General features: G+C 75.7%; 12 protein-coding genes and 2 pseudogenes. 4 read left to right on the forward strand and 10 right to left on the reverse strand.

From position 1 onward, the window contains the following. Nucleotides 1-85 precede the first annotated feature (85 nt). Both ACQP2H_RS27645 and ACQP2H_RS27650 read left to right on the forward strand, forming a co-directional pair. Nucleotides 86-634 (forward strand): SigE family RNA polymerase sigma factor, encoded by a 549-nt coding sequence (locus ACQP2H_RS27645; protein ID WP_433229419.1) that lies wholly within the window; start codon nt 86-88, stop codon nt 632-634. Then, nucleotides 627-1,829, forward strand: coding sequence for a hypothetical protein (locus ACQP2H_RS27650; RefSeq protein WP_357537915.1), 1,203 nt, complete (start codon nt 627-629; stop codon nt 1,827-1,829). Before ACQP2H_RS27645 ends, ACQP2H_RS27650 begins: the two co-directional genes overlap by 8 nt. 260 nt (nt 1,830-2,089) lie before the next feature. Here ACQP2H_RS27650 and ACQP2H_RS27655 read toward each other — a convergent pair whose 3' ends face one another. The 3 genes from ACQP2H_RS27655 to ACQP2H_RS27665 all read right to left on the reverse strand — a co-directional run bounded on the left by ACQP2H_RS27655 (nt 2,090) and on the right by ACQP2H_RS27665 (nt 5,491). Further along, nucleotides 2,090-3,538: a pyridoxal phosphate-dependent decarboxylase family protein gene (locus ACQP2H_RS27655; protein ID WP_357537917.1), complete on the reverse strand. Its 1,449-nt coding sequence runs from the start codon at nt 3,536-3,538 to the stop codon at nt 2,090-2,092. After that, entirely contained in the window at nt 3,535-5,082 is a 1,548-nt protein-coding gene (locus ACQP2H_RS27660) for an MFS transporter (protein ID WP_433233697.1), read from the reverse strand. The genes ACQP2H_RS27655 and ACQP2H_RS27660 overlap by 4 nt, the downstream gene beginning before the upstream one ends. A gap of 94 nt (nt 5,083-5,176) precedes the next feature. Continuing rightward, nucleotides 5,177-5,491 carry an MGMT family protein gene (locus tag ACQP2H_RS27665; RefSeq protein WP_088644748.1) on the reverse strand — a complete coding sequence of 105 codons (315 nt, stop codon included), beginning with the start codon at nt 5,489-5,491 and terminating at the stop codon, nt 5,177-5,179. A 13-nt stretch (nt 5,492-5,504) separates the two neighbouring features. Here ACQP2H_RS27665 and proB point away from each other — a divergent pair, with 13 nt between their 5' ends. Then, a complete protein-coding gene (proB, locus tag ACQP2H_RS27670; protein ID WP_357537921.1) occupies nt 5,505-6,662 on the forward strand; it encodes a glutamate 5-kinase in 1,158 nt (385 codons plus the stop codon). A gap of 49 nt (nt 6,663-6,711) precedes the next feature. Next, nucleotides 6,712-7,953 (forward strand): glutamate-5-semialdehyde dehydrogenase, encoded by a 1,242-nt coding sequence (locus ACQP2H_RS27675; protein ID WP_219464803.1) that lies wholly within the window; start codon nt 6,712-6,714, stop codon nt 7,951-7,953. A 66-nt stretch (nt 7,954-8,019) separates the two neighbouring features. Here the strand turns inward: ACQP2H_RS27675 and ACQP2H_RS27680 are convergent, their stop codons facing one another. From ACQP2H_RS27680 to ACQP2H_RS27710, 7 genes and pseudogenes are all read right to left on the reverse strand, one after another. Next, nucleotides 8,020-8,949 (reverse strand): squalene--hopene cyclase, encoded by a 930-nt coding sequence (locus ACQP2H_RS27680; RefSeq protein ID WP_433229422.1) that lies wholly within the window; start codon nt 8,947-8,949, stop codon nt 8,020-8,022. A gap of 93 nt (nt 8,950-9,042) precedes the next feature. After that, complete coding sequence (gene moeZ / locus ACQP2H_RS27685) at nt 9,043-10,224, reverse strand: adenylyltransferase/sulfurtransferase MoeZ (protein ID WP_219464807.1); 1,182 nt, start codon at nt 10,222-10,224, stop codon at nt 9,043-9,045. 110 nt (nt 10,225-10,334) lie between these two features. Continuing rightward, nucleotides 10,335-11,093: a DUF3152 domain-containing protein gene (locus ACQP2H_RS27690; protein ID WP_219470391.1), complete on the reverse strand. Its 759-nt coding sequence runs from the start codon at nt 11,091-11,093 to the stop codon at nt 10,335-10,337. Between the two features lie 331 nt (nt 11,094-11,424). Further along, nucleotides 11,425-12,420, reverse strand: a complete 996-nt coding sequence (locus tag ACQP2H_RS27695; protein ID WP_433229423.1) for a DUF3152 domain-containing protein — start codon at nt 12,418-12,420, stop codon at nt 11,425-11,427. A gap of 197 nt (nt 12,421-12,617) precedes the next feature. Continuing rightward, nucleotides 12,618-13,565 (reverse strand): annotated as a pseudogene (locus tag ACQP2H_RS27700) (alpha/beta fold hydrolase); the annotation flags it as partial. A 45-nt stretch (nt 13,566-13,610) separates the two neighbouring features. Further along, nucleotides 13,611-14,690 (reverse strand): annotated as a pseudogene (locus tag ACQP2H_RS27705) (hypothetical protein); the annotation flags it as partial. Between the two features lie 302 nt (nt 14,691-14,992). Beyond that, nucleotides 14,993-17,122, reverse strand: a complete 2,130-nt coding sequence (locus ACQP2H_RS27710; RefSeq protein ID WP_433229425.1) for a hypothetical protein — start codon at nt 17,120-17,122, stop codon at nt 14,993-14,995. Nucleotides 17,123-17,191 lie beyond the last annotated feature (69 nt).

The following is a 17,191-nucleotide window of genomic DNA, read 5'->3' on the forward strand; positions in this document are numbered from 1 at the left end:
CTGTGCGCAGGCAGCGGGCTCTTACCCGTGTGACGGCGGGCCGTGTCCCGGGGTGCGGGCCGTCGGGCGACCACGGGGAGGACGAGTGACGGTGACGAGAAGCGCGCGGGTCGGTGATCCACCACCGGACCCCCGGCCCGCAGCCCCGCAACTGAGCTTCGACGGGTTCTACCATGCCCATTTCCGTGGGCTGGTCGTCCAGCTCACCGCCTACACCGGCGACCTCGGCCAGGCGCAGGACCTGGTGCAGGAGGCGTTCTGTCGGGCGTACGCGCGGTGGGACCGGGTGTCCGGCTACGACGACCCGCTGGCGTGGGTCCGCAAGGTCGCCTGGAACCTGGGCCACCACCGGTGGCGGCGGCTGCGGACCGCCCAGGCGTGGTTGTCCCGGCAACGGGAGACCCACGTGGCCGGACCGACACCGGACCGGGTCGCGGTCGACGTCGCGTTGGCGCAGCTGCCACCGAAGCAGCGCCGGGCGGTCGTCCTGCACTATCTGGCTGACATGTCGGTGAGTGAGATCGCCGCCCAGGAGCGGGTCGCCGAGGGAACGGTCAAGTCCTGGCTGCACCGGGGCCGGGCCGCCCTGGCCACCCAACTGCGCGAGAGCACCGGGGAGGTGCGAGATGCCTGACCCGGAGATCCTCGATCCGAACGTGGAGTTCGCCCGCTACCGCCGTACCGTGCTGGCGGAGGTGGTGGTGCCCGGCCCGGCCGCGGTCCGGCGGACCGTGCGGTCGCGTCGCCGGCGCCGGTGGGCCGCGCTGGTCGCGGCGGTGCTGGCGTTGTTCACCGGACCGACCCTGGGGTACGTCGCACTGCACCGTCCGGAGCCCCGGCCCGGCCCGGTGCTGCCCGCACCCGAACCGACCGGTACGCCGACGCCGGGTGGACCGGTGACCCCGACCGGCAGCCCCACGCCGACCGGTGCGGCCCCCACGACGCCACCCGACGGCCGGATCGGCCGCAACGAACTGCTGGCCACCACGGTTACGCTGCCGGGGTGGCCGGCCGGGGCGCAGTGCCGCACCGAGGGCGTCCGGTTGACCGCGGACGGCCACGAGGGGCAGAACGCCCTACTCGCCGTGGACCACGGTGACGTCGACGCCGACGGGGCGCAGGAGACGGTGGCGTTGGTGCAGTGTGTCTTCGGCACCCACGGTTGGCAGCAGGTGGTGGCCTTCGACCGGGACGCCGCCGGCCGGATCGTCACCGTCGGGCGGGTGGTCGTCAGCGCCCGGGAGCGGCCCCAGTGGCTGATCGGGATGCAGGTGCGCGGCGACGGGGTGGTCCGGGTGCAGGTCGGGGACATCTACCCGGGTGGCGGTTGGGCCGGCGAGTGGTCGCAGCGGCAGTGGCGCGGTTACCGCTGGGACGGCGGGTCCTTCCGCCAGGTCTCCGGGCCGACCGGTTTCCCGCCCAACCCGCACGAGGTGAATCTCGTGGTCACCGCCACCGACCTGGTGCTCGGCGTCGCACCGGACGGCTCCCGGGCCGGATACACGACGGTGCGGGTCCGCAACACCGGCACCGGGCCGGCCCGGTCCGTGGCGCTCCGGTTCGACCTGCCGGTGGCGCTGCGCCCGGACGGCGACGGCTGGGCCGCCTGCCGGACCGCCCCGGCGACGACCGGCGGGCCGGTGCGCTGCGAGCTGGGCGCGCTGGCCCCGGGGGCCGAGTTCCGGCTGGTCCTGGGGCTGCGGGTGGCGGCCGACGATCCGCTCGGCGCGGGCACGGCCGAGCTGACCGCGCAGGCGTTGGACGCCGAGAACCGGGTCGTCGCGGAGGTGGTCGAGTACGACAACGTCACCCCGCTGCCCTACCGGTGACCAGCCAGCCGGGCGCGGTCGTCGTGCCCGGCCGGGCCACCCCCGGGGCAGCCCACCCCGGGGCAGGGCCCCAAGCAGGCAGGGCCCGCGCATGGGCAGGGCCCGAAGTGGGCAGGGCCCGCGCATGGGCAGGGCCCGCGCATGGGCAGGGCCCGAAGTGGGCAGGGCCCGAAGTGGGCAGGGCCGAGGGTGGGCAGGACCCGAAGTGGATCAGACGGGCTCGGGGCGTTCCGGGGGCTGCGGAGGCAGCCCCCGGACCGTCACCAGGTGGGGCGTTGCAGCAGGCCGACGAACTCCACCAGCAGGCATTCGCGCAACGCGGCGGGGGCGGCGTCGAGCAGGGTGTTCACCATCGCCATCCGGTCCGGCGGTCCGGCACCCAGCCCGAGGCCGGCGGCGAGCCCCCCGATCAGTTCCGGGGTGAGCGTCTGCGGGGTCAGCGATCCGGCCAGGGCGACCAGTTCGGCCGGCAGCTCGACCGGCCCGGCCTGGCGGGCGGCGGCCACCGCGGCGGCCAGGTCCGGGCCGAACTCGGCCACCCGGGGGGCCACCGAGGCGGTCACCGTGAGGTGCACGCTGGCGGGCAGGTCGGCGTACCGCAGCTGGGGTTGGGTGTGCCAGCCCCGGGCGGTCAGCTCGTCGACCAGGATGAACAGGTCGAGCGCCGGGTCGGTGCTGGTGAAGCAGACCACGGTGGACTCCGGTTCGGCCATCAGCCGCAACCCGTCGACCCCGCGTACGGCGGCGGCCAGGGTGTCGACCGCGTCCCGGGTGGTTGCGGCCAACCGCAGGTAGCCGTCGTCGCCGAGGTGCCGCAGGGTGGCGTACGCGGCGGCGATCGGGCCACCCGAGCGGGTGGAGGCGAGCACCGGGTTGACCATGGTGTAGCCGGGCCAGCCGGCGTACGCGAAGAACTGCGGGGAGCGCAGCGTCGCGTCCCGGTGCAGCAGCACCGACACCCCCTTCGGGGCGTACGCGTACTTGTGCAGGTCGACGGAGATCGAGGTGACCCCGTCGACGGTGAAGTCGAACGGTGGCACCGGCACGCCGAGGCGACGCAGGTAGGGCAGGGTCCAGCCGCCGAAGCAGGCGTCCACGTGGCAACGCACCCCGGCCGCCGCCGCCACCTGCGCGATCCCGGCCACCGGGTCGATCACCCCGTGCGCGTACGACGGGGCGGAGCAGGCCACCAGCACCGTCTCCGGGCGGATCGCGGTGGCCACGTCGGCGACCGACGGGCGCAGGGTGACCGGGTCGACGGGAACCGTGTCCAGGGTGACCCGGAGCAGGTGGGCGGCCTTGGCGAAGGCGGCGTGCCCGCTGGCCGGCACCACGATCCGGGGTGCGGTCAGCTCCGGGTGGGCGTCCCGGGCGGCCTTGACGGCCAGGATCAGCGACTCGGTCCCGCCGCTGGTGACGCTGCCGACCACGTCCGGCGCGGCGCTGCCCGGTCCGCCGCCGAGCAGCCCGCCGGCTGCCCCGACGAGCCAGTTCTCCATCGCCAGCAGGGACGGAAAGGCGGTCGGATCGAGCCCGTTGACGTGGGCGCTCTCCGCGTGGGCCGCCGCCCCCAACGCGTCGAGCCCGCCGACGCCCGGGTCGTACACGTAGGCGAACAACCGCCCCCCGTGCACCGGCCGATCCCCCGCCCTGAGCTGCCGAATCTCGTCCAGCACCCGCTCGGCAGGCACCCCGTTCTTGTCGATCATGGACTTGTGGTGGCCTTTCCGTAGGTTTTCGCGGCTTTCGCCCCCGCCACAACTCCATGATCGACGAGGTGGGTGGGGGCGGGAGGTGGGGGGAGGTGGTAGGGGTGGGGGCGGAGGAGGAGGGTGGCGGGGGCGATGAGGAGGGCCGGGACGAGGGTGAAGCCTAGGAGGACGCCCAGGCGGGCGGTGGGGGTCTGGGGGGCGGCGGTGCCGGTGGCTGAGGAGACGTAGCCGGAGAGGGCCAGGACCAGGCCGTAGAGGCCGGGGCCGAGGGCCAGACCGAAGGTCTCTCCAGCGGTCCACAGGCCGGTGAAGACGCCAGCCTGTCGGCGACCGGTGCGCGCGGTCGAGGCGGCCACACAGTCGGGCAGCAGCGCCAGCGCGAAGACCTGCTGCCCGGCGTACCCGACGCCGAGGAGCGCGACCACCGCGTAGACGGCGGCGGCGGGCAGCACCGGCGCGGCCACGAGCGTCGCCGCACCGGCGGCCAGCAGCAGCGAGGCGGCGACCAGCGCGGTCTTCTTGCCCAGGCGCGTGCCGAGCCGGGTCCACAGCGGCATCACCAGCAACGCCGGCCCGACGAAGCAGGCGAACAGCACGGTGGGCCCGGTGGTCGGGTCCCGCAGGATCTGGGCCGCGAAGTAGCTGACCCCGGCCAGGATGGTCGCCACCCCGGCGGACTGGATCACGAAGCAGAGCAGCAGCGCCCGGAACGGCCGGTCCGCGGCGACCACCGCGAGTTGGGCGCGAAGCGTCGGCTCGGTGGCGGTCACCGTGCCGGTCGCCGCCGACCGGGTGCCGAGGAACGCGCCGAGCGCGCCGAGCGCGATCAGCGCGGCGACGAACACCCCCATCCAGCGGTGCCCGGCCACCCCCTCGCCACCGGCGGTCACCACCATCGGGGCCACCGCCCCGGAGATCAGGATGGCCAGCGCCAGCACCGCGACCCGCCAGCCCATCAGCCGGGTACGCTCCGCCGCGTCGTCGGTCAGCTCGGCGGGCATCGCCACGTACGGAACCTGGAAGAAGGCGAACGCGGTGGCGGTGGCGAGGAACGCGACGGCCACGTACGCCCCGGCGGCCGGCCCGACGCCGAAGGGCGCGGCGAAGATGGCGGCGAAGAGCACCGCCAGGGCGATCCCGGCACCGAGCAGCCACGGCCGGCGTGGCCCCCACCGGGAGCGGGTCCGGTCGGAGATGCGCCCGGCGACCGGGTTGACCAGCACGTCCCATGCCTTGGGCAACAGCACCAGCAGGGCGGCCAGCCCGGCGGCCACCCCGAGCGTGTCGGTCAGGTAGGGCAGCAGCAGCAACCCGGGCACCGTGCCGAACGCCCCGGTGGCCAACGAACCGAGCGCGTAGCCGGCATGCACCCGACGCGGCAACCCGACCCCGTCGGCACCGGCCGACCGGGCCGACCCGCCGGCCGACTCGGACACCCCGGCAGCTGGCGCGGGCAGGCCGCCGGCCGACGCAGATACCCCGGCGGCCGACGCGGGCAGGCCGGCAGCTGGCGCGGGCAGGCCGGCGGCCGACGCGGACACCCCGGGGACCGGCGCGGGCGGGCCGGCGGGTGGGGAGCCGGGCTCGGCCGGTGGCACGTCCATGCGGCCGAATGCTACTCACGTTACCGCCTGGTCACCGCCCCTCATCCGGCCACCATTTGGCGGCATCCAGATCCACCCCGGCACCCCGCAACGGGCAGCCCTCGGCGCGCAGCAGGGCCCGCGCCCGCACCTCGTGCCCGGGTGGCAGCCGACCCGCCGCGTTCACCACCCGGTGCCAGGGCACCCCGCCGCCGTGCCGGGCCATGATCGAGCCGACCAGCCGGGCCGAGGCCCGCCCGGACCGCTCGGCCAGCGCGTCGGCGATCGCCCCGTAGGACATCACCCGGCCCGGCGGTATCCGCTCGACCAGCGCGAGCACCGCCTCCACGTACTCCTCAGGCGTCACGACCGGCCAGGATATGGGAACGCGGCGGGGTCCGTCGGGACCGACCACGCAGAATGGGCGGGTGCGTGAAGCAGTCACCCAGGCCCGGCGGATCGTCGTCAAGATCGGTTCGTCCTCGCTGACCACCGCCACCGGCGGCCTGGACGAGACCCGGGTGGACACCCTGGTGGACGCCCTCGCCGCGCTCGCCGCCGCCGGCCGCGAGGTGGTGCTGGTCTCCTCCGGGGCGATCGCCGCCGGGCTCGCCCCGCTCGGGCTGCCCCGCCGCCCGCGTGACCTGGCCACCCAGCAGGCCGCCGCCAGCGTCGGCCAGGGCCTGCTGATCGGCCGGTACGCGGCCGGTTTCGCCAGGCACCGGCTCACCGTCGGGCAGGTCCTGCTCACCGTCGACGACGTGACCCGGCGGGCGCACTACCGCAACGCGTACCGGACCCTGCGCAAGCTGCTCGACCTGCGGGCGGTGCCGATCGTCAACGAGAACGACACGGTCGCCACCCAGGAGATCCGGTTCGGCGACAACGACCGGCTGGCCGCCCTGGTCGCCGCCCTGGTCGACGCCGACCTGCTGGTGCTGCTCTCCGACGTCGACGCGTTGTGGACCGGCGACCCGACCCGCCCCGGCAGCACCCGGATCACCGAGGTACGCGGCGAGGCCGACCTGGCCGGCGTCGACATCGGCGGGACCGGCCGGGCCGGGGTCGGCACCGGCGGCATGGTCACCAAGGTGGAAGCGGCCCGGATCGCCACCGGCTTCGGCATCCCGGTGGTGCTGACCGCCGCCCCGCTGGCCGGCGACGCGCTGGCCGGGCAACCGGTGGGCACGTTCTTCCACCCGGCCCGGCGACGCCCGGCGGCCCGGCTGTTCTGGCTGGCGCACGCCACCGCCCCCCGGGGGCGGCTGCACCTCGACCCGGGCGCGGTGCAGGCCGTGGTGGGCCGGCGCAAGTCGCTGCTGCCGGCCGGGATCACCGCCGTGGACGGCACCTTCACCGCAGGCGACCCGGTGGACCTGGTGGACGTCGACGGGGCGTCGGTGGCCCGGGGACTGGTCAACTACGACGCGGTGGAGCTGCCCGGCCTGCTCGGCCGGTCCACCGGGGAACTCGCTGCGGCGCTCGGCCCGGCGTACGAACGTGAGGTCGTCCACCGCGACGACCTGGTGCTGCTGTGACGTCAGGCGTCCCGCACGGGCGCCTCCGGAAGATCCGAAGGAGTACGCAATGAGCGTCGTCGAGCAGGCCCGGCGGGCCCGGGACGCGGCGGAGGCCCTCGCCGTGGCCACCCGTACGGTCAAGGATGGCGCGCTGCACGCGATGGCCGACGCGCTGGTGGCGCGTACGCCGGAGATCCTCACCGCGAACGCGGCGGACCTGGCGGCCGGGCGGGAGGCGGGGCTGAGCGCGGCCGTGCTGGACCGGCTCGCCCTCGACGCGGGTCGGGTGGCCGGCATCGCCGACGCGCTGCGCGAGATGGCCGCACTGCCCGACCCGGTGGGCGAGGTGGTCCGGGGTTCGACCCTGCCCAACGGGCTGGAGCTGCGGCAGGTGCGGGTGCCGTTCGGGGTGGTCGGCATCATCTACGAGGCCCGGCCGAACGTGACGGTGGACGCGGCCGGCATCTGCCTGAAGTCCGGCAACGCGGCGCTGCTGCGCGGGTCGTCCTCGGCCGCGCACTCCAACGCGGCGTTGGTGGCGGTGCTGCGTGACGCGGTCGCCGGGGCGGGGCTGCCGGCCGACGCGGTGCAGTTGCTCGACGCCGGCTCCCGGGAGTCGGTCAAGGAGCTGATGCGGGCCCGGGGCCTGGTCGACGTGCTGATCCCGCGCGGTGGCGCGTCGCTGATCCGCACCGTGGTCGAGGAGTCGACGGTGCCGGTGATCGAGACCGGGGTGGGTAACTGCCACGTCTACGTGGACGCCGCCGCCGACCAGGCCAAGGCGGTGGCGATCGCCCTGAACGCCAAGACCCAGCGGCTGAGCACCTGCAACACGGCCGAGTCGCTGCTGGTGCACGCCGACGTCGCCGACGCGTTCCTGCCGGTCGTGCTGGCCGCGTTCGCCGAGGCCGGGGTGACCGTGCACGGCTCCCCCGAGGTCGTCGCCCACTCCCCCGCCGTGGTGCCGGCCACCGACGAGGACTTCGCCACCGAATACCTCAGCGCGGACATCTCCGTCGCCGTGGTCGACTCGCTCGACGCGGCGGTCGCGCACATCCGCCGCTACGGCACCGGGCATACCGAGGCGATCGTCACCGACTCGCAGGCCGCCGCCCGGGAGTTCGTGGCCCGGGTCGACGCGGCGGCGGTGATGGTCAACGCCTCCACCCGGTTCACCGACGGCGGCGAGTTCGGCTTCGGTGCGGAGATCGGCATCTCCACCCAGAAGCTGCACGCCCGGGGGCCGATGGGGCTGCCCGAGCTGACCTCCACCAAGTACGTGGTGACCGGCGACGGTCACCTGCGCTGAGCGGACCGCCCCGGCCCGGCTACGCCCGGGGGCGGTCGCCCGCAGCCGGGCGCTGCGGGCCCGGGGTCACCAGGTGCCGGGCTCGTCGTCGGTCGGCGGGACCACGCGGGCCCGGCGCACCACCGGTGAGCCCGGCGGGACGACCGGTGAGCCCGGCGGCAGGACCGGCCCGATCGGCCGGCAGGCACGGATCGCGGTCAGCGTGGTGTGCACGTCGAACTGGTGGCCGTCGTCGCTGTCCCAGCCGCCGTCGCTGCGCTGGGTCTCGGCGAGCCGCCTGCGGGCCGACACCAGCACCCACTGCTCCTCGCCCACCTCCACCCGGCGCAGGGTGGCGGCCAGCGCGGCGGTGTCCGCCGGAGACAGCTGCGGCATCCGTTCGGCCAGCACCGCCTGGATCCGGGCCGACTCGTAGTAGAGCTGCTGGCGGTGCAGCACCGCCGCGCTCAGCCAGCCGGCGGCGAGGAAGGACGGCCAACTGCCGTCCGGGGCGAGCTGCCCGGCCAGGGCCTGCGCCGCCGCCTGCACCACCCCGGCGTACGCGCCGCCGACGCGGTTGTCCAGCGGGCCCGCGGCACGGGCGTCCCGACCGGCGACGCTGAGCCAGAACGCGGCGTTGGCCGAGAGGTAGAGCCGGGCCTCCGGGTCGCCCGGGGTGGCCCACTCGGGGGCGCTGCCGGCCAGCCGCGGGTCCTCGTCCCAGCCACCGTCGGGCAGTTGCCGGGCGGCCAGCCAGTCCAGGGCGTGCCGGGCGGCGGGCCGGCCGAGCGCGCCGAGATCGTCCAGTTCGGCCAGGCGGAAACAGGTGGCGTCGATGGACGGGACCTCACCGCCGAGCACCGCCGGCCAGCCGCCGTCCACGGTCTGCCCGACCTCGGCCGCGTCGAGCAGGTCGGGGGGCACGGGCGCACCGGTGCGCAGCCGGGACAGCCGGGCGCGGTCCACCGCGTCACCGTGCGCCACGACGAAACCTATCGCCGCATCCAAGTCCACCACGGCGCAGACGCTACCGGCGCGGACGCGATCCCGCCTCGGGGAATCGGTCGGGGCCGGGGGCGGTTCGTCGCCGCCCCCGGCCCCGGTCACCGGTCAGTACGCGGGCAGCGAGGGATCGATCTGCTTGATCCAGGAGAGCACCCCGCCCTGGACGTGCACCGCGTCGCGGAACCCGGCGGCCTTCAGCGCGGCGAGCGCCTCGGCCGAGCGGACCCCGGACTTGCAGTGCAGCACGACCTGCTTGTCCTGCGGGAGCTTCGCCAGCGCCTCGCCGGAGATGATCTCGCCCTTGGGGATCAGGGTGGAGCCGGGGATCCGGACGATCTCGTACTCGGCGGGCTCCCGGACGTCGACCAGGAAGATGTCCTTGCCGGCGTCCTGCCACTCCTTGAGCTCGGTGGCGGTGATGGTCGAGTCGACGATCGCCTCCTGGGCCGCCTCGGAGACCGCGCCGCAGAAGTCCTCGTAGTCCTCCAGCAGGTCGGTGACCGTGGGGTTCTCGCCGCAGAGCACGCAGTTCGGGTCCTTGCGGATCTTGATCTTGCGGTATTCCATCTCCAGCGCGTCGTAGACCATCAGCCGGCCGACCAGCGGCTCGCCGATCCCGGCGAGCAGCTTGATCGCCTCGTTGACCTGGATCGAGCCGATCGACGCGCAGAGCACGCCGAGCACGCCGCCCTCGGCGCAGGACGGCACCATGCCGGGCGGCGGGGGCTCCGGGTAGAGGCAGCGGTAGCAGGGGCCGTGCTCGGCCCAGAAGACCGACGCCTGACCGTCGAACCGGTAGATCGACCCCCAGACGTACGGCTTGCCGAGCAGCACCGCCGCGTCGTTGACCATGTAGCGGGTGGCGAAGTTGTCGGTGCCGTCGACGATCAGGTCGTACCGGGCGAAGATGTCCCGGACGTTCTCCCGGTCGAGGGCGGTGTTGTGGATCTCCACCTGGACCAGCGGGTTGATCTCGCGGATCGACGCGGCGGCGGACTCGGCCTTGGACCGGCCGATGTCGGAGACGCCGTGGATGATCTGGCGCTGGAGGTTGGACTCGTCGACGGTGTCGAAGTCGATGATGCCGAGCGTCCCGACCCCGGCGGCGGCCAGGTACATCAGGGCCGGCGAGCCGAGACCACCGGCACCCACACAGAGCACCCGGGCGTTCTTCAACCGCTTCTGCCCCTCGACCCCCACATCGGGGATGATCAGGTGACGGGAGTAACGACGGATCTCGTCAACGGTCAGCTCGGCGGCGGGTTCGACGAGCGGGGGCAACGACACGGTGGACTCCCCGGTGATCGGCTGATGGCGAACCGAGCCATTGTCGCTCGGCCGACCACCCCTCGGCCATGAGCAGTGACACCCCGTCCGACATACGGGAGGGGAATAACTCAGGCGCCGGGGATCAGCTCGCCCGAGTAGCGGGAGCCGTCGACGTACGGCCAGGCATTGGCCACGCAGCCGTCCAGCCCGTACGTCTGCTGCTGCATCACCGGGGCCGGCTCGCCGACCCCGGGGCAGGCCTGGTGTTCCTCGCCGAGTTCGTGCCCCACCTCGTGGTTGACCACGTACGTCCGGTAGACCGACAGCGGCGCCCCGTAGTCCGGCACGGCGTCCATCCAGCGGGCCAGGTTGATGACCACCCGACCGGGCAGCCGGCAGGAGGTGTAGCCCTCGGTGTCCAGCCCACCTTCCGCGCAGATCCGCTCGGAGGTGGCCGGGGTGGCGAGATAGATGGTGAAGTCGGCGGCGGCCACCTCCGGCACCCGCTGGAACCGTAGTTCGCCGGAGCGGATCCAGCTGTTCGGGTCACCCAGGGTGGCGTCCACGGCGGCGGCGAACGCGTCCACGTCCTGACCGGTGCCCTGTTCCACCTCGATCCGGTAGCGGTGCAGCGGGCCGTCGGAGCCGTACACCTCGGAGCGGCCGTCTGCGGCGGTGAAGCGCCCGGGTCCGCTGCGCGGGTAGCCGGTGGGGGGTTGCCCGCCGTCGGGTCCACCGGTCGGTCGTCCACCGCCCGTCCCGTCGGCCAGCCGCCCGGCGACCGGCGCGGGGTCTCCCTGGGGGTCGTCCGGGTAGAGGCCGACGAACCCGCCCGCGCCGAGCAGGACCAGGCCGAGCAGCACGGCCCGGCGACGCCGACGCCGCAACCGACGACTGCGGTACGACCCTCGCCGCCCCTCCGTGGGGTGGCTCGGCCCGCCGCGGCTCGGCCCGCCGTGGCTTCGCCCGCCGTGGCTCGGCCCGCCGTGGTGCGGCTCGGTGTGCGGGTCGCGGTGGCGCTGGTCGGCGGGCTGCGACGCGGTGCGGTCGCATGGGCGTGGGTCGGGTGGGCCGGCGGCCGGCGGCTCCGGACGCCCGGCGGAGTCGGTCGGGGTGGTCACCCGTCCAGCATGGCAGACTAATCGGGCATATCAGCGTTATTGCCACTTCTTACGAGAGGATGTTTCACATACACCGGAACGACCCGCCCCGGCGGGTTCAGCGCGCCGGGCCGGCGTACCGACGCCCACCCAGGTACGGCCACGGGTTCGCCGTGCACCCCCGCAGGAACAACGACTGCTGCTGCATCACCGGCGCCGGCCGGCCCACCCCCGGGCACCCCTCGTGGCGGTGCCCCAACTGGTGCCCCACCTCGTGGTTCACCACGTACGTCCGGTAGAGCGCCAACGGCACCCCGGCCCGGACGAAGTGCGGCACCGACGTCCGCCACCGGTCCAGGTTGACGATCACCTTCCCCGGCGCGCGGCACGACGTGAACGGCACCCCACCGACCCGGATGTCCACCCCACCGGCCCGGCACAACCGACCCGCCGTGTTCCGGGTCGCCAACTGGACCGTGAAGTCGTACGGCGCGTCCCCCGGCACCCGGCGCAGCCGCAACCGCCCGCCGTCCACCCAGCTACCCGGCCCGGCCAGCGCCGCCTGCACCTGGTCGGAGAAGTCCCGGACGTCCTCACCGGAGCCGACCTCCACGGCCACCCGGTACCGCCGCAGCACACCGGACCGGCCCAGCGTCGCCCCGGCCCGGTCGTCGTAGGCGAAGGTGCCCCGGCCCGTCGCCGGGACCGGCCCGGACAACGCCAACGGCGGCACGGCCGTGGTCGGGCCACCCACGCCGGCCTGCTCCGCCGACGGCACCGCGACCGGCGGCACCGGCCCGGCCGCACCCTGCGGACCCGCACCGTCGGCGGGCCCGGCCCGCCCGAAGTCGCCGGCCGACCCCACGGCGTCCGACGCGTTACCGGTCGCGGCCGACCCGCCGGGTGGCACCACCGGCCGGGCGACCAACCGACCGGTGCCCGACCCCGCACCCGTGGTCACCGCCAGCCCGCCGGAGACCACCACCAACAGCAGCACGGTCGCCGACAGCGCCGGACGCGACCGGCCGGTGAAGACGGACGGACGGCGCAGGACCGTCCCGGGGCGGCGGATGCCACGGGCCCATCGCAGGCCGTGGCGCAGGAGGGCAGTCATCCGGGTCAGGATGCCACCCCGGGCCGCCACGCCACGTCACCACCGGACTCCGGCGCGTCGCCCCCGCCGAACTCAAGCGCGGCACCCGCACCGGCCGACGGCACGTCCGCCCCACCGCCGGTCGTCGGCGCCGCGTCCCCGGCAGACGTCGGGTCCGCACCGCCGGCCGGTGGCCTGCCGGGCCGGGCGGGCGGCGGGGACCCCGTCGTCTCCGCGAGCAGGTGAAGCACGGCGCGAGCCACCGTACGCGGCACCTCCAACTGGGCCACGTGCCCGACGCCGGCCAGCATCATCAACCGGCTGTCCGGGATGATCCGGGCGGTCTGCGGGGCCACCCTGACGTCCACCAGCCGGTCCTTCATGCCCCCCACCACCAGGGTGGGCGCCTCGATCGCGGCGGCGATCCGCCACAGCGACCCCGGCCCCGGCAGGTACGACCGCAGGAAGCTGGCCACCAGCCCCCGGAACGTCCGGACGTACGCGGCGGCGTAGTGCGTCGCCTCGTAGCGGACCCGGATCTCCTCCAGCGCCTCCTGCCGGCGCTGGTCGCTGATCCGGCTCAGGTCGGCCACGCACGCCTCCATCGCCTGCCGGGCCATCACCTCCGGGGCGAGCTGGGCGAGCCGCCACGCAGCCAACCGCTCCCCCCGCGGGATGGCCAGCAGCGGCAGCATCCGCCCCTGCAACGAACGCCCGAAGTTCAGGAACGGCAGGGCCGGCGAGATCAGCGTCAGGGTCCGCACCAGGTCCGGCCGGCGACCGGCGACGTACACCGAGACCGCCCCGCCCAACGAGTTGCCGAACAGGTGCACCGGGCCCCGGCCGGAGTGCTCGATCCAGCGCACCACCCGGTCGGCGAACGCCGGGATGGTGTAGCGCAGCCCCGGCTCGCTGCGCCCGAAACCGGGCAGGTCGATCGCCTGCCCGTCGAGGCGGCCGGCGAGCAGGCCGGCGAGGTCCGTCCAGTTCTGCGACGAACCACCCAGCCCGTGCACGTACAGCGCCGGTTCCGCGTCCGGCCCGGTGGCCGGGGTGTCCCGGACGTAGGTGACCGTGCCGTCGAGGCGTACCGCCCGGCCGGGCCACGGTGGGGGCAGCCGGTGCGGGGGCAGGTGCTCCTCGGGCCAGAGGGCGGCGCGCTTCATACCGGCAGTGTTACCGCCCCGACCCCTCGCCGACAACGTGCCAGGTCAGGCGAGCAACGCTTCGAGGCGTCGGTTGACCGCCGCCAGGGTCGCCCGGACCACCGCCTGACGCGGATCACCGGCGACCAGCGCCGACCCCGCCAACTGCTCCACCCAGCCGTCGCAGACCAGCAGCACCACCACGGTCGCCACCTCGCAGTTGCCGAACGGCACCACGGCGGCGTGCTCGACGAAGCAACGTCCCCGCTCGGCGGTGCGCTCGGCGTGGCGCAGCAACTCGTCCACGGCCGCCGCGGCGGCCACCGCGCACAGCCGCAGCACGTACCCGTCCACGGCCGGCCCGGTGGCGTGACCGGCGGCCGGCTCACCGGCGGTGAGCAGGCGTACCTCGACGTTGGCGTCCAGGCCGAAGGTGCTCACCTGGACGTGGTCGATCACCACCCGGGGGCCCGGCACACCGCCGGTGTCCAGCGGTCGCGACGGCGCGGTCTCCGTCGTGGTCATCTGCCCACCGGAGTACGACGCGTTGAGCGTCGCCGGGCTGCCGGTCGGCACCAGCAGCGCCCCCGGGGGTGTCTCCTCCACACTGGCCCGACCCCGGTGGACGGGCTGCCGACGTCGCCGGGGCACCCCGGACGCGGTCGGCGACTCCTCGGCGGGGTGCTCCTCGCCGTCCCAGGCCGGACCGTCGGCGCGGGACACCCCGTCGGCACGGGCCGCAGCGGTCGACCGGGCCGTCGGCTCACCCGCCGGTCGGGCGGGGTCACCGACCGGGCGCTCCTCGACCGGGGACGACGCGACGACGGGCGGTGCCGCAGCGGATGGGGAGACCACCGGCGACGCGGCGGGTGGCTCGACGGCGCGGGCCCGGCCGGTCGGGGCACCGCCCCGGTTCGGATCCCGCCGGTCGGCCGGGCCGAACTCGTCACGGCCCCGGGCGTCACCCGGGCGCTCGCCGGCAGCCGGACGCGGCTCACCGGTACGCCGACGCAGCGGCGGCGGCACCGGGGCGCTGGGTTCACCGGACAGGTTCTGCGGCGCGGCGGCGAGGCCCATCCGTTCCTGGAGCAGGCGGGCCACCAGTCGGCTCACCTCCGCCGGGTCCGCCCCGTCGGACAGGTCGAGGCGCAGGCTGTGCGCCCCGGCGGGGGTGCGACGCAGCGCCGCGTCCCGCACCCCGGCCACCTCCCGTACGGCGTCCAGGATCGCGTTGACGTCGAAGCCCTCGGGGCGTTCCCGCAGCGGGGCGGGCTCGTCGTCACGACGCAGGTGGGTGGCGATTCGGGCGAGCTCCGGGGTCTCTGCGGGGGGCTCCACGGCTGGCGGCTCCGGCACGACGGGCACGTCCGGTTCGGCGGGGACGCGCTGCGGCAGCACCGCCGTGCCCCGGTCCGGCTGCCGTTCGTCCACCACCGGCTCGGTGGCGGTCAGCGGGTCAGGGGCGGATCGGCGGGCCGCGTAGGGGGGAGCGCTCGTCGGGACGGGCGCGGGGGGAATCCGGTCCAGGCGGTGTGGCCCGCTCGTGGCGGGGGCACCGACGGCGGAGACGGGAGGCTCCGGCGGGTGGCCGGGAAGATCGGTGGGGGTGGCCGGCTCGGTCGGCACCGACCGGAGTCGGAACGGCTGGTCGGCGCGGCCGACGGGACGGGCGGCCGGCTCGTCGCGGGGGAGTCGGAACGGCTGGTCGGCCCGGACGGCGGGCGGCAGTCCGGTGCCCCGTTCCGGGCCGGAGGCGGCCACCGGCCCGACCGGTTCGGGCCCCGGCAGGGCCGGCACGGCGGGCGGCTCGGCCCGCGAGGCGGGCGACAGACCGGCCGGCTCGTCGCGGGGCAGGCCGGTGAACGTCTCGGGGGCCGCCGGGGGTGGGCCGGTGAACGTCTCGGGGGTACGGGTGGCGCGTCGGCGGGCGGGCCCACCGCCCAGGGGCGTCGCTCGGCCGGTCGGTCCGGCGTGGGCGACCCCTCGGTGGCGGACTCGCCGGCCGGCCGGCCGCGGTCGGGCCGCTCGACGGGCTCCGGCCAGTCCCGCCCGGACCGGTCGGTCCAGTCCCGGCCGGACCGGTCCTGCTCGGGGCGGTCGGTCCAGTCCCGCTTCACGGGGGCGGTCCAGTCCCGCTCGGAGCGCTCCGCTCGACCGCTGCGGTCCACCTGGTCCGGGAAGTCCCGCTCGGACCGGCCGGAGAAGCCGCCCTCGGGCCGGTCGGTGCGGGTCGGGAGGTCCCGCTCGGACCGGCCGGTACGCCCGGACCAGTCCCGCTCGGGCCGGTCGCGGTCGTGACCGGTGCGGTCGGACCAGTCGGGCTCGGGGTGGTCGGTGCCGGGGCGGCCCGGGGCGACCCGGTCGACGACCGGCGCGACGGGCGGCTGGTCCCGGCCGGGCCGGGCGACCACCGGCGGCGCGGGCTCCGGCAGCGCCGGTGGGGTGACCGGCTCGGAGCGGGTCAGCTCGTACGGGCGGGGCACCTCCGAGCGCACCGGCTCGTACGGCCGGGCGGGCTCGGCGCGCACCGGCTGGTAGGGGCGGGCGGGTTCGGCACGGACCGGCTCGTAGGGGCGGGCGGGCTCGGCCGACCACTCGGCCGTCCGTTCGGCGCGGGTCGGTCGGCCGGCGGGCGGCTCCTCGTCCCGTGACCAGGCGGGTGCCCAGCTGCCGCCCCAGCTGGGCCGGTTCCAGCTCGGGCCGGACCAGTCGGGCTCGTCCGGTCCGGGGGCGGGCCGACGCCCCGCAGCGGACTGCTCCCCGCTGTACTGCCCGGCACCACGCGGCTCGATGCCGTACGGATCGGCACCACGCGGCTCGGTGCCGTACGGATCGGCACCGGGCTGCTCGGTGCCGGCGGTGGGCTCGGTGGGGGCGAACCGGCCGGCCCCGCGCGGGCCGCCCTCGGCGGGCAGCCGGTTGCTCCAGTCGCGGGGGGCGTCGGTCGGCAGCGGCCCGGCCTCGCCCCGCTCGGGGGCGTGGAAACCGGGGGGCACCTCGAACCCGGAGGCGGCGGTGCCGACCGGCGGGACCTGCACGGCCGGCGGGGCGGAGGTGGGCAGGCCACTGTCGGGCCAGTGGCCGCGCCGGGGCGCGGCGGGATCGTCCGAGGAGTGCCGGGCGGACTCGGGATCGTGCGGTGGCTCAGCCGGGGACGCCGGCCGCTGGGCCGGCACGACCAGTCGGTCACCGTCGGTGAATCCGGGGTCGTCGGCGGGGTGCCCCGGCCCGCCGGGCGGGGCGCTCACCGGGCGACGCAGCGGGGCCGGGAATTCCGGTGCCGAGTCGTGACCATTGCGGTGGGCCCGCCCGTTGCGGGGGACCTCGTCGCCGGCCGGGGGAACGGGGAACGGCGCAGGCAGGTCACCGTGCCGGGACGGCTGACCACCCCAGCCGGCGGTGGGATCGGTCCGGTTCCACGGTGAGGCCGACTCCCGGTAACCCGGGGCGTCGGTTCCGCCGGACCACCCGGTCGCAGGTGCCCACCCGTTGACGGAACGGGCCAGGTCGTCCTGCTGACCCGTACCGTCGTCATGCTCTCCCGGGGTGGCGGCACCGGGTTGCCCTGATTCACTCACCGCGCGCTCCTTGGTCGCCCCCGCTGAGGCTACCGTGTGGTGACAGTGGCGATAAGTTACAGCGGCGGG

The organism is Micromonospora sp. CA-248260, from assembly GCF_050942205.1.
Taxonomy (GTDB): domain Bacteria; phylum Actinomycetota; class Actinomycetes; order Mycobacteriales; family Micromonosporaceae; genus Micromonospora; species Micromonospora antibiotica.

Bases quoted from the DNA above. Each gene is read 5' to 3' on its own strand.
- ACQP2H_RS27650 (WP_357537915.1), top strand. From the start codon at position 627: ATGCCTGACCCGGAGATCCTCGATCCGAACGTGGAGTTCGCCCGCTAC.
- ACQP2H_RS27655 (WP_357537917.1), bottom strand. From the start codon at position 3,538: ATGATCGACAAGAACGGGGTGCCTGCCGAGCGGGTGCTGGACGAGATT.
- proB (WP_357537921.1), top strand. From the start codon at position 5,505: ATGGGAACGCGGCGGGGTCCGTCGGGACCGACCACGCAGAATGGGCGG.
- ACQP2H_RS27675 (WP_219464803.1), top strand. From the start codon at position 6,712: ATGAGCGTCGTCGAGCAGGCCCGGCGGGCCCGGGACGCGGCGGAGGCC.
- ACQP2H_RS27695 (WP_433229423.1), bottom strand. From the start codon at position 12,420: ATGACTGCCCTCCTGCGCCACGGCCTGCGATGGGCCCGTGGCATCCGC.